Origin of the sequence: Enhydrobacter aerosaccus (assembly GCF_900167455.1) — a bacterium.
In the GTDB taxonomy this organism is placed as follows: Bacteria; Pseudomonadota; Alphaproteobacteria; order Reyranellales; family Reyranellaceae; genus Reyranella; species Reyranella aerosaccus.
Genome location: NZ_FUWJ01000004.1, coordinates 95,624 through 110,222, shown reverse-complemented (window position 1 = coordinate 110,222; position 14,599 = coordinate 95,624). Strand labels below are relative to the sequence as shown.

The 14,599-nt window shown below is 66.7% G+C and carries 19 protein-coding genes; 7 read left to right on the top strand and 12 right to left on the bottom strand.

Features of this window, described 5'->3' with window-relative positions; genetic code table 11:
* Positions 1-45: 45 nt before the first annotated feature.
* From B5D62_RS17790 to B5D62_RS17780, 3 genes are all read right to left on the bottom strand, one after another.
* A complete protein-coding gene (locus B5D62_RS17790; protein WP_231714850.1) occupies positions 46-825 on the bottom strand; it encodes a lysophospholipid acyltransferase family protein in 780 nt (259 codons plus the stop codon).
* 55 nt (positions 826-880) lie between these two features.
* On the bottom strand, positions 881-1,729 hold the full coding sequence (locus B5D62_RS17785) for a GNAT family N-acetyltransferase (RefSeq protein ID WP_085935270.1): 849 nt from the start codon (positions 1,727-1,729) through the stop codon (positions 881-883).
* Positions 1,730-1,795: 66 nt separating this feature from the next.
* Positions 1,796-2,233, bottom strand: coding sequence for a Fur family transcriptional regulator (locus B5D62_RS17780; RefSeq protein ID WP_085935269.1), 438 nt, complete (start codon positions 2,231-2,233; stop codon positions 1,796-1,798).
* Positions 2,234-2,345: 112 nt separating this feature from the next.
* On the opposite strand from B5D62_RS17780, the gene B5D62_RS17775 reads away from it, so the two are divergent.
* The gene (locus B5D62_RS17775) at positions 2,346-2,528 is read left to right on the top strand and encodes a sulfurtransferase TusA family protein (protein ID WP_231714849.1); all 183 of its coding nucleotides are present in this window, start codon (positions 2,346-2,348) and stop codon (positions 2,526-2,528) included.
* Between the two features lie 15 nt (positions 2,529-2,543).
* Here the strand turns inward: B5D62_RS17775 and rimI are convergent, their stop codons facing one another.
* Positions 2,544-3,017 carry a ribosomal protein S18-alanine N-acetyltransferase gene (gene rimI / locus B5D62_RS17770; protein WP_085935267.1) on the bottom strand — a complete coding sequence of 158 codons (474 nt, stop codon included), beginning with the start codon at positions 3,015-3,017 and terminating at the stop codon, positions 2,544-2,546.
* Positions 3,014-3,691 (bottom strand): tRNA (adenosine(37)-N6)-threonylcarbamoyltransferase complex dimerization subunit type 1 TsaB, encoded by a 678-nt coding sequence (gene tsaB, locus B5D62_RS17765; RefSeq protein ID WP_085935266.1) that lies wholly within the window; start codon positions 3,689-3,691, stop codon positions 3,014-3,016. The genes rimI and tsaB overlap by 4 nt, the downstream gene beginning before the upstream one ends.
* A 54-nt stretch (positions 3,692-3,745) precedes the next feature.
* On the opposite strand from tsaB, the gene ddpX reads away from it, so the two are divergent.
* A complete protein-coding gene (gene ddpX, locus B5D62_RS17760; RefSeq protein WP_085935265.1) occupies positions 3,746-4,312 on the top strand; it encodes a D-alanyl-D-alanine dipeptidase in 567 nt (188 codons plus the stop codon).
* A 7-nt stretch (positions 4,313-4,319) separates the two neighbouring features.
* Here the strand turns inward: ddpX and B5D62_RS17755 are convergent, their stop codons facing one another.
* The 6 genes from B5D62_RS17755 to B5D62_RS17730 form a co-directional block, all read right to left on the bottom strand.
* Positions 4,320-5,399, bottom strand: a complete 1,080-nt coding sequence (locus tag B5D62_RS17755) for a glucosaminidase domain-containing protein (protein ID WP_085935264.1) — start codon at positions 5,397-5,399, stop codon at positions 4,320-4,322.
* Positions 5,400-5,502: 103 nt separating this feature from the next.
* Positions 5,503-6,057, bottom strand: coding sequence for a NifU family protein (locus tag B5D62_RS17750; RefSeq protein ID WP_085935263.1), 555 nt, complete (start codon positions 6,055-6,057; stop codon positions 5,503-5,505).
* Between the two features lie 278 nt (positions 6,058-6,335).
* Entirely contained in the window at positions 6,336-6,821 is a 486-nt protein-coding gene (locus B5D62_RS17745) for a universal stress protein (protein ID WP_085935262.1), read from the bottom strand.
* A gap of 17 nt (positions 6,822-6,838) precedes the next feature.
* Positions 6,839-7,738: a TIGR02186 family protein gene (locus tag B5D62_RS17740; RefSeq protein ID WP_085935261.1), complete on the bottom strand. Its 900-nt coding sequence runs from the start codon at positions 7,736-7,738 to the stop codon at positions 6,839-6,841.
* Positions 7,735-8,661, bottom strand: a complete 927-nt coding sequence (locus B5D62_RS17735; RefSeq protein WP_085935260.1) for a sulfite exporter TauE/SafE family protein — start codon at positions 8,659-8,661, stop codon at positions 7,735-7,737. The genes B5D62_RS17740 and B5D62_RS17735 overlap by 4 nt, the downstream gene beginning before the upstream one ends.
* A 9-nt stretch (positions 8,662-8,670) precedes the next feature.
* A complete protein-coding gene (locus tag B5D62_RS17730; RefSeq protein ID WP_085935259.1) occupies positions 8,671-9,711 on the bottom strand; it encodes a DUF2333 family protein in 1,041 nt (346 codons plus the stop codon).
* A 135-nt stretch (positions 9,712-9,846) separates the two neighbouring features.
* Here B5D62_RS17730 and B5D62_RS17725 point away from each other — a divergent pair, with 135 nt between their 5' ends.
* Positions 9,847-10,803, top strand: coding sequence for an alpha/beta hydrolase (locus B5D62_RS17725; RefSeq protein ID WP_085935439.1), 957 nt, complete (start codon positions 9,847-9,849; stop codon positions 10,801-10,803).
* Positions 10,804-10,922: 119 nt separating this feature from the next.
* On the opposite strand, the gene B5D62_RS17720 is transcribed toward B5D62_RS17725, so the two are convergent.
* Positions 10,923-11,807, bottom strand: a complete 885-nt coding sequence (locus B5D62_RS17720) for a LysR substrate-binding domain-containing protein (RefSeq protein ID WP_085935258.1) — start codon at positions 11,805-11,807, stop codon at positions 10,923-10,925.
* Between the two features lie 80 nt (positions 11,808-11,887).
* Here B5D62_RS17720 and B5D62_RS17715 point away from each other — a divergent pair, with 80 nt between their 5' ends.
* The 4 genes from B5D62_RS17715 to B5D62_RS17700 all read left to right on the top strand — a co-directional run bounded on the left by B5D62_RS17715 (position 11,888) and on the right by B5D62_RS17700 (position 14,553).
* A complete protein-coding gene (locus B5D62_RS17715) occupies positions 11,888-13,060 on the top strand; it encodes an MFS transporter (RefSeq protein ID WP_218191113.1) in 1,173 nt (390 codons plus the stop codon).
* A 117-nt stretch (positions 13,061-13,177) separates the two neighbouring features.
* Positions 13,178-13,417 carry an antitoxin gene (locus B5D62_RS17710; RefSeq protein ID WP_085935438.1) on the top strand — a complete coding sequence of 80 codons (240 nt, stop codon included), beginning with the start codon at positions 13,178-13,180 and terminating at the stop codon, positions 13,415-13,417.
* Between the two features lie 3 nt (positions 13,418-13,420).
* Positions 13,421-13,807 (top strand): PIN domain-containing protein, encoded by a 387-nt coding sequence (locus tag B5D62_RS17705; RefSeq protein WP_085935256.1) that lies wholly within the window; start codon positions 13,421-13,423, stop codon positions 13,805-13,807.
* A gap of 80 nt (positions 13,808-13,887) precedes the next feature.
* Complete coding sequence (locus B5D62_RS17700) at positions 13,888-14,553, top strand: hypothetical protein (protein WP_139373946.1); 666 nt, start codon at positions 13,888-13,890, stop codon at positions 14,551-14,553.
* Positions 14,554-14,599 lie beyond the last annotated feature (46 nt).

Below are 14,599 nucleotides of genomic sequence, written 5' to 3'. Positions count from 1 at the left end.
TGCCGGGCTTCTATCACCCGGGCTGAAGGGGGTCGAGTCGGCCCGTCACGGTGCCGTGGTGGGTGGCGGCAGCAGTTCGTAGCGGCCGGTATTGGCCGCCTGGACCCCCGAGGAGACCTGGCGGAAGCAGAATTCGGCCAGTTTCTTGCGGTCGCCCAGCTTCTCGATGTCGACCGGGGGAAAGAAGGTCACGACCGCCTCGGTTTCGCCCAGGCAGACCATCTGCCACAGATGAGGCACCAGTTCGAGGTCGCCGAACCAGGCGAAGAGCGGCCGCCAGTAGCGGCCGAGCGGAATACCGTCGAGACGCGTGTAGGCGATGGCGACGGGCTGGACCACGATCGGCTTGTCGTCCCGCCTCAGTTGCGCGACACCGAACAGAGCCGTGCGGAACGGCAGGACACGCGTCCCGTCGCTGCTGGTTCCTTCCGGAAACAGCATGAGATTGTCGCCGGTATCGAGCCGCTTCATCATCTCGTCGCGGCTCGAACTCGTCTTGCTCGAGGTCCGTTCGACGAAGATGGTGCGCTGCGCCTTCGCCAGCGTCTTGAAGAACGGCCAGGTCGCCACTTCTGCCTTGGCGACGAAGCTGCCCGGCACCAATCCCCCCAGCACCTCGATGTCGAGATAGGACACGTGGTTGCAGACGAACAGGGTCGGAGTGACAGTGGAACGCTCGCCATAGACGCGCACCCGAATGCCGAGGATCGCGCACACCATGCGGTGATAGAGAACAGGCAATCGGCTGCTGATGGCGCGCAGCCCGAGGGACATCGCCAGCAAGTGGAAAGGCAGCAGCGTCAGGGTGAGCAGCAGGTAGCTCACCAGCCGGGCCGCTCCACGCAAAGGGGAACCGATCCACATCGCCGCGTCGGATGCGTCAGCCGTGCTCGCGCATCCCGCGTTCGTAATGGCGGATGTATTTCTCCGTCACCAGCTCGGTCTTCACGATGATGAAGACGTCGGTGGTATTGAAATCCGAATCAATCACCGCGCCGTCGCCCACGAACCCGCCGAGCCGCAGATACCCCTTGATGAGCGGCGGCACACGGGCCAGCGCCTTGCGCGGCTCGTAGCTGCTCGGCTCGAGCATATCCATCTTGATGTAGCGGCTCTCGAGCGCCCGCACACGGATCTCCGGGGGCGCGAGATGGTGATGATAGAGGTAGCTGAGCGCGAGCGCATCGTGCGCCGGCTCGGTCCCCGGCAGGCTGGCGCAGCCGAACATCACCTGAATATTGTAATGGAAAGAATAGAGCGCGATGCCACGCCACAGCATCTGCATGGTGGCCGTGTTGCGCGCATCCTTGGCGATGCAGGAACGACCGAGTTCCAGCACTTCACCCGGATAGTTAACCATCGGTCCGACATCGAACTCCGCCGCCGAATAAAACCGGCCGAGCTTTGCCGCCGCCGCGCGTCGGATCAGGCGATAGGTGCCGACGATTCCTTCGGGTCCCTCGCCGCGACGCCGATCGAGCACGAGCAGATGATCGCAGACATCGTCATAAGCGTCGAAGTCGCGCCTCAGCCGCGCCATGTCGGGCGTGGGATTGGCCTGCATCTCCTCGTAGAAGATGCGAAAGCGCAACGCCTGGGCCGCATCGATCTCGGCCTCTGTCTGGGCGAGTCGAACCTCGAAGTCGCCCGCAACGACCTTGACGATCTCCGCGTTCGAAACGGGAGGGCCAAGGAGTTCGGCTTCGCTGTCAGCGCGGTCAATTCGCATGCGTCATCCGCAAGGGGGCCGCCCCGATCATGCGGTCATTATCGGGGCAGCGAGGATTGCGTCCACTCATTTTTGGCGGTCGGATTTCCCGTCCAGGGGAACGCCGTACAGTTCCAGACGATGTCCGACAAGGCGATAGCCCTGCTTTTCCGCGATGCGCCGTTGAAGTTCCTCGATCTCGTCGCTGTGGAACTCCACGACCTTGCCACTCTGGATATCGATCAGATGGTCGTGGTGCTCGTTCGGCGCTTCCTCGTAGCGAGCCCGGCCATCGCCAAAATCATGCTTGGCGAGAATGCCGGCTTCCTCGAACAGGCGGACCGTTCGGTAGACCGTCGCGATCGAAATATTGGGATCAACCGCCGTCGCCCGTTTGTGCAGGGACTCGACGTCGGGATGATCGGAGGACTCCGACAGCACGCGCGCAATCACGCGACGTTGGTCGGTCATTTTGAGGCCACGCTCAGCGCAGATCGCCTCGAGCTTTGATTTTTGGTCAGACATGCCCACATACCCTACACCGGCCCGCCCGCGCGGTATAGTTGGGGACATGTCTTTCCCTTCCCCCTCTGCCCTACCCGACGACGCCATCGACATCACCCACGAGGTTTGCCCGATGACGTTCGTACGCACGAAACTCCGGCTGGAGCGCATGCGTTCCGGCCAGGTGCTTACGGTGCGCCTGCGCGGCGAAGAGCCGCTGCGCAACGTGCCGCGCGCCGCCCGTGACGAGGGCCACATCATCTTGGGGATCGTAGACGACGGCGATGACCATATCGTGACTATCCGCCGCGCCTGACCCTTCCGCCCGGGATCATCCCAAGGCTAACCGCATCACGATGGCGTCCGCGGGCGGGCCCTTGGTGCGTGGATAGTAGCCCGGCCGACGGCCGACGGCGGCAAAGCCGGCCTGTTGATAAAGCGCTTGCGCCTTCGGGTTGTCGGCCCCGACCTCCAGGAAGAGATGGTTCGCGCCGCGCGCGCGAACGAGATCGATAACCGCTTTCAACAAGGCGCGGCCTGCGCCCTGGCGCCGGCAACTCTGCGAGACAGCCAAGGTCAGCAATTCCGCCTCGTCGGCGGCGACGCGGCAAAGCGCAAACCCGACCGGCTTGCGCGTATCCGTCATCGCGATCAGGCCGAAGACACCGGGACCCACCGCCAGATCGGCGAGCTCCTGCCACGTCCAGCCGCGTTCGTTCAACTCGGCAAATGCCTCTGCGTGCAAGGCAGCCGCCAGTTCGAGATCGAGCGGGCCCAGCGGACGACAGGTGGGAGGTGCGGTCAATCGACCGTCCGCCGCTCGCCGCTGGGCAAGGTGATGTTGACGCCGCGGAGATAGAGAGGATGCGGCAGCCCCTCGGCCTTGTTGCGCCGATCCCAGTCCTGCACGTCCGTCACCGTCGCAAGGTGCGCAAGCACGACAGGATCGAGCAGCGTTGCCTGTGGCGTGGCATCGATGCCAGCCTCACCGAGCTCCGTCGCAAGGCGCACCGCCTCGAGCCCGATGACAAGACACGGTCGCCCCTGCAGCCGACTTGCAAGCTGTTCGGTCGAGGCAAGGAATGGCACCTGATCGGCTTCGCGAAGTGCGCAGAACCAGTCGCCTAGATGCGTGTCGACCGCCGCCACGACGAGGCGATCGCCGGCATTGGCCTGGGCCAGCAACACATCGGTGGTGCGAATACCGGCCAAGGGAACGTCGAGCGCAAGCGCAAGCCCGCGCGCCGTCGCGAGGCCGACGCGCACGCCGGTGAAGCTGCCGGGCCCGACCGTCACGGCGATCAGCGATACCGCCCGGCGATCGACCTTTGCCGTTTCGAGCAGTTCGGCAATGACGGGGAGCAGCCGCGCCGCTTGATCGCGTCCCTCTTCGCGATGAACCGCCAGCACCGCATCATCCCGCAAGAGCGCGGCGCCCAGGCCGGTGATGGCGCAGTCGAAGGCAAGGACCACGCTCATCGCGCGAACTCCGGATCGCTGGCGCTCGCTCGCGCGACTGGGCAATGTGCGGTCATGAAACTCGATCTGGTTGAAATCGTCCCGCCGGACTTCGATGTCGACGTGACGCTGGCCTATGCGACCGACGCCAATCTAACCGGGCGACCGGTGTATCGAAATGCCGAATGCTGGCTCCATCGCGATGCGGCCGAGAAGCTCGCCGTCGCCATCGCTCTGGCCAAGCCGCTCGGCTATCGGCTGCGCATCTTCGATGCGCTGCGGCCGAGCGAGGCGCAGTGGGCCTTGTGGAACGTCCGGCCGGACCCCGAATTCCTGGCCGATCCACGCCGCGGCTCGCCCCATTCGCGTGGCGTCGCCGTCGATCTGACGCTGCTCGATGCCGACGGCCGGGAACTCGACATGGGCACCGGGTTCGATGCCTTCACCCCGCTGTCGCATCATGCACGGACGGACATTCCGGTCGAGGCACAGCGCAACCGGCTGCTGCTGATGGGCCTCATGACCTCTGCCGGCTGGGACTTCTATCGCAACGAGTGGTGGCACTATCAGCTGTTCGACGCGCGCCGCTACGCGCTGATCGCGGATGCCGATCTGCCGCGCTCCATGATGCAGCCGCGCTAAGCGTCGCTCAGAAACTGGAAAGCTTGGCCTTGTCGAAGTCGCCCATGTCGTTCTCGCGCATCACTTGGCGCACGAACTGGACGTAGGACTGCCCGAGCTCGGAATAGCGCGCGAGCTGGCCGATCAGGCGAAAGCCCTCGAGCGGCTCGCCACGCCGGCGCATGGCGGCGCGTTCGGTGCGGAACGCCGCATAGGCCGGATGAGAGTCGAGGTTGAGCACATAGGCCTCGGCCGCCTCGCCGATATTGGCGAAGGGTTGCGGCATGCCGGCACCCGGCTTCCACGACACCGACACCGCATGCTGGCCCACGGCCTGGATCTGACCGAACAGCGCATTGCCGGTGCGGGCCGCGAAGGACGTCCCCCAGCCCGACTCGACGCCGGCCTGCGCGATCGCCATCGACGGCGGCACGATGTCGACACGGCGCACCAGCTCTTCGAGGTTGTCGGCGGGCGTGTCATAGCGATCGGCAAGCTGCTCCAGCCACACGCGCTCCACCGGCGTGATTCCGGCGCCGGAGTCGAGCTTGCCCTTGAGGTAGAGCAGCTGATCGCGCTCGCCGAGCACGCGCTGATTGATTTCGAGAATCACCGGCAGGAGCGCGGTGATGAACAGCACCTTGCGGCTGGTGCCGTCCTTGCTGCCGAGATCGTCCGGCACGCGCTGCACCTTGAGCGGCGGCACCGCCTCGCCCTGGCGGATGTCGGTCAAGGTGAAGGACACATCGCGGAACGCACCGGCCAGTTCGTCCGCGGTACGCGGATTGATGGCCCGCAACTGGACCTGCCGGCGCACGGCGTTGCCCGGCGCCGCGAAGCGGCCGTGGCCGCCCAGGAAATCCCGGCTCGTGACCTGCATCATCTGGTCGAGCTCGGAAGGAACGGGCGCGGCGAAGGTAAGGGACGTCGGAAAGGGAGAATTGGAGAGGAAGGGTGGCGGTTGGGCCGGATCCGCCGGCTCGCCGATACGTGCTGAAAGGGCTGCCATGGCATCGGCCTGGGGCACCGGATGGCGGAGGCTTACGCCCGTGGCGAACACCGCAAGCCAGACGGCCGGAAATGCATAATGGCGGATAGACAACTGCATGCCTCACTCTTCAGTAGTTGTTCCAGGGAACGAGCTACCGTCCGCGGCCCCCGGCATTGGGGACCACGTCCTGAACTACGCTGATACTTGGGCTTGGGCGGTCCTACTGGGCCGCCTGAACTTCAACCACTTCCGGCACGTAGTGCTTCAGAAGGTTCTCGATGCCCATCTTGAGCGTGGCCGTCGAGCTGGGGCAGCCCGAACAGGACCCCTGCATGTGCAGGTAGACCACACCATCTCGGAAATCCTGGAAGACGATATCGCCACCGTCCTGGGCCACGGCCGGACGGACGCGCGTCTCGAGAATGTCCTTGATCTGGGCGACGACTTCGTCGTCCTCGCCGGCCGCGCCTTCGGCGCCGGGTCCGGCCTCACCGGCGACCACGGGCTCGCCGGAGGTGTAATGCTCCATGATGCCGCCCAGGATCGAGGGCTTCAGCATCTGCCAGTCCTTGTCGGCGGCCTTGGTCACCGTAACGAAATCGGTTCCGAAGAAGACCCGCTCCACGCCATCAACGGCGAACAGCCGCTTCGCCAGCGGCGAGGACTGGGCGGTGTCGACATTGGCAAAATCCACCGTCCCCTTTTCCATGACCACCCGGCCAGGGATGAACTTCAGGGTCGAAGGGTTCGGCGTCTGCTCGGTCTGGATAAACAAACCTACCTCCTTCTCGAACGCTTGAGGCGGCAGGCCGCTCGCGTCGCTTAGGGTTGGGATGGGACGTCGCCATCCCGTTTCGTGCCATCGAGGTAGGAACCCAGAATGGCCTGATCAAGACGATTCTTGGGTCGTTCTGTATATTTGTTATGGAAATATTTATTCTTTATAAATAATTACAAACGCTTGATCGACATTCGAGTGATGGAAAGTCTCCCGAAGGAGCAATATGCAATAGCAGGCCGATTGCCAAAACGCCGCATATGTTCTTGCACCCATCATGAGATTGCGTCGATTTCGGCTTCAGACAGACCGCCCGGAACGATGGTCAGCGGAATCCGAAGCTGCGCACCGGACTTGCCGGTGAAGGCCGTGACCAGCGGTCCGGGTCCTTCGCCGGTCGAAGAGCTGCCGAGCACCAGCACCGAGATCGAACGATCCTCGGCCAGCAGCTTCAGGATCTCGTCGCGGCTCTTGCCTTCGCGGATATGGATCGCCGGCGGCTGCCCGGTGAGCGTGGCCGCGACCTCGGCGTGTCGGGCCACGATCTCCTCGGCCTCCTGGCGCGCCTCCTGGTGCATCAGCTCGGCCACGGTGCCCCATTGCTGCGCTTCCGGCGGCGGCATCACGTAGAGCAGCGCCACGCGGCCGCCCGTGCGCTTGGCGCGACGGCAGGCATAGTGGAGTGCCTTGCGCATCTCCGGACTCTCGTCGACCACGACGAGGAACACGCGCTCCCCCGGCCGTCCGCTTGGCTGCGTCATCCTCTCCCCCCGTCCGTCTAGAGCCGCCGCATGATCGTGCCGCCCACCCATCCGACCAGCAGTGCCATGGCGATGGCGCCCATGCCGTAGAAGGCTCCCTCCTGGTGCGACCATGCCGCCAGATCGGCGCTGAACCCCACCTTGGCCACCGGCAGCGGGTGGGACACGGTCGCGGCAATTCGGCCGTCCCGGATCAGATAGGCTCGCACCGAATACATCCCCTCCGGCAGGCGCGAGGGAAACGGCAGGTCGGCCCGGAACAGGCGGCCGCCCTGGATCGGGACCTGGCCGATATCGGCGGGATAGAGACCTTCACGCCGTTTGACCTCGACCAGGCCGCCGCGGAACTCGGCCAGCCGGGCCGGCGGACCGAGGCGGACCGGACGAATGATCGACATCCGATCCTCGAGCGACAGGATCTCGCCGCCGGCGCGGCCGGCCAGCAGCCGCTGCAGGGGCTGGCTGGCGGCAATGAAGTAATAGGACGGCACGTCGTCGAACAGCTGCCGCCCGGTCGTCAGCCACAGGCCGAGCACGCGCTGCTTGCGCATCACCGTCTCGCGCATCGGCGGCCCCTCGACCACCACGACGATCTCGCCCGGCGGATCGAACATGCCGAACACCAGCAGGCTCTCGCCCTGGAAAGCCGAGGTGATGGACACCCTCGGCGCCGACAGATCCATGATCAGGTTGGGCGGGCCCAAGGGGTCGCTGCTGGCCGAGGGCTCGGCCGGCGGGGCCTGGCCGGCCAGAGGTGGTGCCGGCAGCAATCCGCCGCGCGGGGAGACGGGGGGCGGCGACACGGCTGGCGGTGGCACGGCTGGCGGCGGCATCGAGGATGGCGGCGGGGGCGCCTGGGCCCCAGCCTCGACAGCCGCGGCGCAGCACCACAGGAAGGCCAGCAGCAGCACCTTCACGGCAGCACCTCCCGGGTGCCGAGCGAATAGGGCGAGGCCGGCGTCCGCACCAGGTCGGTCAGGAGCTGGCCGGCCACCGCCAGCACCAGCAGCCCCATCAATCCGCGCAGCACCACGCCCGGCAGCTTGGCGGCCAGGCGGGCGCCGATCGGCGCCCCGACCACGCCGCCCAGGATCAGCAGCAGCGCCAGCACGACATCGACGGTGCGGTTGGTCATCGCCTGCAGGAAGGTGACGTTGGCCGCCACGAACAGGATCTGGAAGTTGGAGGTGCCGATCACAACGCCGGTCGGCATGCCGAGCAGGTAGATCATCGCCGGCACCAGCACGAAGCCGCCGCCCACGCCCAGGATCGCCGACAGGATGCCGATCACGAAGCCCAGCCCCAGCGGCAGCAGCGCGCTGATGTAGAGCTTAGACTTGTAGAAGCGCATCTTGAGCGGCAGGCGATGCACCATGTAGTGCGTATGCAGCTTGCCGCGCGGTGCCTCGGGATTGCGCCGGCGCTTGAAATAGGTGCGCGAGCTCTCGGCCAGCATCAGCAGGCCGATCGCCGACAACATCACGACATAGAGCACGGCGATCACGAAATCGATCTGCCCCACGCGCTTCAGCCAGGTGAAGAGCGACACGCCGGCCGAGGAGCCAACCATGCCGCCCAGCAGCAGGATCAGCCCCATGCGCAGATCGACATTGCCGCGCCGCCACTGCACCTGCAGCGAGGAGACGGAATTGGCGATCACCTGGTTGGCCTGGCTGGCCACCGCGACCGCGGGCGGAATGCCGGCGAAGATCAGCAGCGGCGTGGCCAGGAAGCCGCCGCCGACGCCGAACATCCCGGCCAGCAGGCCTGCCGCACCGCCCAGCGCCAGCAGAACGAAGACGTTCATCGACTGCTCGGCGATGGGCAGGTAGATCTCCACGCCCGACCTTTACTTCTGCAGGATGGAGCTGATTTCGCGCAGCTGGGTGCGCGCCCGCAACAGGTAGAAGCCCTGCGCGGCGAGATGGTTGGGGATCAGCAGCGCATCGGGCCAGCCGTTCCACACGATCCACGGCTTGAGCTCGGCCGCCACCCGGAAGGTCTCGACCATCTGGTTCCAGGCATTGGTGAGATCGCGGTCGCGGATCACGTTCTGGAAGTCGTTGCCGAGCTCGCGCAGCAGCAGGAAGTTGGCGTAGAGCCGGCCCTTGTTGAAGTAGAAGATGTCGTCGCACTGCATGTCGAACAGGTTGCCCGCCTGCTCGATGATGTGCCGGTCGATCACCGCCGAATCGGAGCCGATATCGTTGGCGATGCGATCGATCAGCGCTTGCAGATTGTCGGCGCGGCGCTCGAACACCGCCTGCCCGACCGCCAGCCGCTTGTTGTAGGCGATCAGCCGGTCGCGCCCGGCGCGATATTTCTGCGCCGAGGTGGTGGTCGGCATCAGCGAGACGCTGGGCTGCCACAGCCACACCGTGGGCTGTTCGTTGAGGAAGCCGCGCGCCTGGTCGAGATCGCGATCGACCTGGCTCGAGCCGCGGGTGCGGCCGACCTGGTCCATCATCTCGGTCGAGAACCGGCCCAGCGCCGCCATGATGCCGCGCTGGAAGTTCGGCATGTTGTCGAGGATCGCCGCCGGCATGAAGAACGGCTGCATCGGCGTCCATTGATGGACATCGACCTCGCGCGTCACGAGATCGGCCGCGACCGCGACTGTCCGGCTCTCGCCCGAGGCGACGTTCTGGGGACCGAACTGCGGATCGTCGTCGATATTCTGGATGATCAACCCGCCCAGGGGATAGAACAGCAGCAGGAACACCGCGAGGATCGACAGCGCCCATCGCCAGGCGGATCGACGGCCTGGTGACGGCGCCGCCGCGTGCGATGCCCGTCCTTTGATGCGAAAGCCGCGCAGATCGTCCCAGGCACGCCGCCACCGCGACGGCTTCGGTGACGGTCCCGTGCCTGGATCCGGTTCGAATGTCATGACCTGACATTAGCGCGAACACCTGCCGGAATTGCGGAAAAAAACAGCGCAACGAAGAGCGCGCAGCCTTTCCCCAACATCACGGTGCTAGACTGCGCTCCCTTCACGGAATGGACACGAATGGAGTCGATGGCGATGGCGCTTGATCCCGAATCCCAACGGTTGCTCGAGGCGATGGCAGCGGCCGCTCGTCCGGCCTGGCGCACATTGAGCCCGGAGGCGGCACGCGAGCAGTATCTGTCGCTGCGGCCGGCGGCCCAGGGACCGCGACCGGATGGCATCAATGTCGCCAATCGCACGATCCCGGGTCCGGGCGGACCGATTCCGATTCGCGTTTATCGTCCCGAGCGCGCCGCCCCGGATGCGCGTCTGCCGGCGCTGATCTATGCGCATGGCGGCGGCTGGGTGTTCGGCAATCTCGACAGCCACGACGTGCTGTGCGCGCAGCTGGCGCGCGACGCCGGCATCACGGTGATCGCGGTCGATTATCGCCTCGCCCCCGAGCAGCGCTTCCCCGGCGCCTTCGAGGATGTCGTGACGGCGCTGAAATGGGTCGCCGCGCACGGACCGGCGCTCGGCGTCGATCCGCAGCGTCTCGCCATCGGCGGCGACAGCGCCGGCGGCAACCTCGCTGCCGCCGTCTCGATCTGGGCACGCGACAACAAAGGACCGAAGCTGCGTCTGCAGCTCCTCGCCTATCCCGTGACCGATGCGCTGGAGCGGGCCGAGTCCTACGAGCTGTTCCGCGAGGGCTATGGCCTCGACGCACCGACCATGGAATGGTTCTTCGATCACTATGCGCCCGACGCGGCGGCCCGCAGCGACTGGCGCCTGTCGCCGCTGCGCGCGGACTCGCTGGCCGGCCTGCCGCCGGCGCTGGTGATCACCGCCGGCTACGACCCGCTACGCGACGAGGGCCGCGCCTATGCCTTCCGCCTGCAGAAGGAAGGCACGGTCGCCGACCTGGTCGAGTTCGGCGGCATGCTGCACGGCTTCCTGTCCTCGCCCATGCTGCTGCACGGCGCCCGCCGCGGCGCCGCCATCTGCGCCAGCGCCCTGCGCGAACACCTGGTGCTGCGCGGGCAACAGTAAGAGACACCCTCATAGGAGCGCGCAACTCCAGTTGCGCTCATGCTTGAAGGCGCCACTGGAGTGGCGCGCTCCCATGAGCGCTACGCGCCTCCTCAGGATGAGGTTGGTAGGGACCAAGATCACGCCGCCGGCTGGCGGAGCAGCCAGTCGGCGAAGAGTTGGGCTTCGCGGCCGGCGCCGGGGGCGCGGCCGAAATACATGGGCGGCAAGGGCATGCGCAGGTCGGGCAACGGACAGACCAAGCGGCCCTGGGCCACGTCGGTCCCCAGCAGCGACGTCGCCGTGATGGCGAAGCCAAGCCCGTCGACCGCGGCCTGCAGCACGATGTGCGAGTGATCGAGCTGCAGCCGCCGCGCCGGGCGCAGGCGCGGCAGGCCGACATGCGTCTTCCAGTCGTCCCAGTCCTGCTTGCGCGTCTTGACCACCAGCAGCGTGTGCTGCGCCAGCGACCGCGGCTCGACGATCGGCTTGTGCTTCAGGAGCGACGGCGCGGCGACCACGACCAGCTCGTCGTCGAGGAAGGGCTGCGCCTGCAGCGCGGGCGGCCAGCCCTCGACGCTGCGGCGGATCGCTATGTCGAAGGGCTCGGCCGCCTTCTCGGGCGGCAGCAGCGTGGTCAGGACCTGCGGCTCGATGCCCGGATGATGCGCGACGAAATCCGGCAGGCGCGGGATCAGCCAGCGCACGGTGAAGGACGGCCGCGCATTGATGCGCACCGCCCGCGCCGGCGCCCGCACCATCAGCGCTCGCGCCGCCTGGCCGATCTGCTCCAGCGCCGGCCCGGCCTCGGCCAGGAGCTGCTGGCCCTCGACGGTGAGGCTTACGCGGCGCACCTGTCGCTCGAACAGCGCCACGCCCAGGAACGCCTCCAGCCCACGGATCTGCCGACTGACGGCGCCATGCGTGACGTTGAGCTCAAGCGCGGCGCGCGAGAAGCTGAGATGGCGCGCGGCCACCAGGAACATGCGCAGCGCATTGAGGGGCGGAAGCGGACCGGCCGGCATGTGTGAGTTTTTATCACACATGGCCGGAGGACACATCGTTTGTCACACCTCCGTAACAAACCCATTGTGAACCCATGTCCGTGTCGGCGTCTCCTTCCGCGTCCCCTTCCACTTCCCCGGCCGCTTCCCCGGGCGCGCCTCCCGCCGCGTCCCCTTCTCCCGCCGATCACAACGCCCGCTATTCGGCCGCGACGCTGGCGCTGACCCTGCCGGGCGACACGCTGCTCTATCTCCTGCTGCCGATGTTCGCGCCCCAGTTCGGCGTGACGGTGGCCGAGGCGGGGCTGCTGCTGGCGGCCAACCGGCTGGTGCGCATCGTCGGCTATGGCTGGGTGGCGCGCTTCTATGCCGCCCGCGGCGACCGGCCGACCAACCTGCTGGCCGTCGCCGCCTCGACCATTGCGGCGCTGGGCTATGCGACACTGTCGGGCCTGTGGCTCCTGCTGCCGATGCGTCTGCTGTGGGGGCTGGCCTTCGCGGCCCAGAACCTGTCGACCCAGACCATGGCCACCACCGATCTGCACGGCGCCTCGAAGCGCAACGGCCGCTCGCGCGCCATCATCGCCCTGGGGCCGACCCTGGCCCTGCCGCTGGGCGCGCTGCTGGCCGAGGCATGGGGACCGCGGGCGATCTTCTTCGTGCTGATCGCCGTCGCGCTGGCCGGCTTCTGGACCGCGCGCCGCCTGCCATCCGCCCCGCATCCCGTCCCGACCACGCGCCGCCGCCTCACCCTGCCGACCAGCCTTGATGTCTGGTCGTTCCTCGAAGGCTTCACCCTCGACGGCATGTTCGTGATCGGACTGGCCTATCTCGGCAAGGACCTGCTGCCGGGCGACGCCGTGCTGGCGGCCGCGCTGCTGATGGCGCTGCGCTATTTCTGCGAGATCGTGCTGGCGCCGATCGGCGGCCATATGGCCGAGCGGCTGGGCGCGGAGCGGCTGCTGGTCAGCCTGTCGCTGCTGACGGCGCTGGTGCTGGTCGGCTTCGGCGCCGGGTGGCTGCTGAGCTGCGCCGCCGCCATCGTCGTGCTGCGCGCGCTGCAATTGCCGCTGGTGCCGCCGATCGTGGCCCGCCGCACGCCCGGACCCGCGCGCGTCCAGGCGCTGGCCGCCCGCGCCGTCTGGCGCGACATCGGTGCCGGCACCGGCCCGATCGCCGCCGGCCTGCTGCTGCCGATCCTGCCGACCTTCTGGATTTATGCCGTCTCAGCCGCGCTGCTGTCGCTCGCCGCGCTGGCGTGCGTGAGGCGGTAGCGAGAGAGAGCTGCCGGAATTGCGGGAATGGACTTTCCGCAATTCCAGCAGCTTGCGCCGACCTTGTTTCCGCCTGTCTTCGTCCGTATATATGCGTATATACACACGGAATCCCGCATGACAATCGCACGAACCAGGACCTTCAGGAGTGGCAACAGCGAAGCGTTGCGGCTGCCGCGTGATGTTGCTTACGGTGAGGGTGTCGAGTTGGTGATCGTCCGCTCTGGCGATGTGATGACGATCTATCCTGCCGCGACTTCACTCCCGGCGATGATCGCACGCCTGAGAGCACTGCCTACGCCACCCACCATTGAGGTGCGCGACACCGAGGAGCTGCCGGAGCGGCCTGGCCTCTAGACGATGGCCTTCCTGCTCGATACCGACGTGCTAATCCATCTGCGCGATGGCGATCCCGGCATCACTGACAAGGTAGCCGCGCTCGACGATGGAGTGCTGATGTCGATCGTCAGCCGCGTCGAACTCGAAGGTGGCGTCTATCGCGACCCCGCGTGGGCGCTGCTTCGGCGTAGCCGACTCGACGCCTTGCTGAATGCGATCCCCGCGCTCGCCTTCGACGAGGAAGCTGCGGAGATGTACGGCGCCATCGTCGCGAGCACCGGCTATTCGCGGCGCAAGTTGCTCGACCGCATGATTGCCGCGCAAGCGCTCGTTCATCGCGCAACGCTGGTGACGCGAAACGCGGATGATTACACCGGCATCCCTAACCTTTCGCTGCTTGCCTGGTGATGGACCGCAACGACTCACATGGGAGATGACGGCGCTCTCGGGCATGATTACACAGGCGCGCTCGCAAAGGAGTGCGTGGCGTGACCAGGAGGCAGCCGGCGCCGATGCCGCCCAAGCAGAAACCGAGAAGCAAGAAAGCGCCTGCCGCTCCGCGCAAACCGCGCGCGCGCAAGCAGACGCGCGCCGCCGCACCACCGCCGCCGCCCAGCCTCGAACAGGGCCTGCGCGAGATGGCCTATGACGGCGCCCTGTCATTCTTCTGGGTCGGCGTGGCGCTGACGATCGTGGTCGCGCTGGCGATCGGCGCCTTCGCCCTGTGGTCGCTGCGGCCGGTACCGGGCTTCGCCTCCGACGGCGTCGAGACCGGCTCGCCGTTCGACGTCACGTTCCGGGTCGAGAACATGAGCGCGTGGTTCCCGCTGGCGAACCTCAAGGTGAGCTGCGTGCTGACCTATGCCGGCGTGCCGGAGATCCCGTCGATCCCGGCCGCCGACCTGCGGCTGCCCGGCGGCAACGGCACGGCATTGGCGCCGGGCCAATCGGCCGCCTTCCGGTGCCCCTTCCGCAGCCGGCTGAAGGCCTCCAGCAACGACGAGCTGGGCGTCGCCCTGCGCTCGGAGGTCTACTTCCACAGCGAGTACGACCTGCCGCTGCTGGGCTCCTACCGCATCACCGCCGACAACGGCCCCTTCATCCTCAACACGCGCCTCATCCCGCCGCGCTGGACCGGTCGGCCGGGCAAATGACAGATTCGGCCTTTGCTAGAATAATCACTCTAATTTAAGATTGATC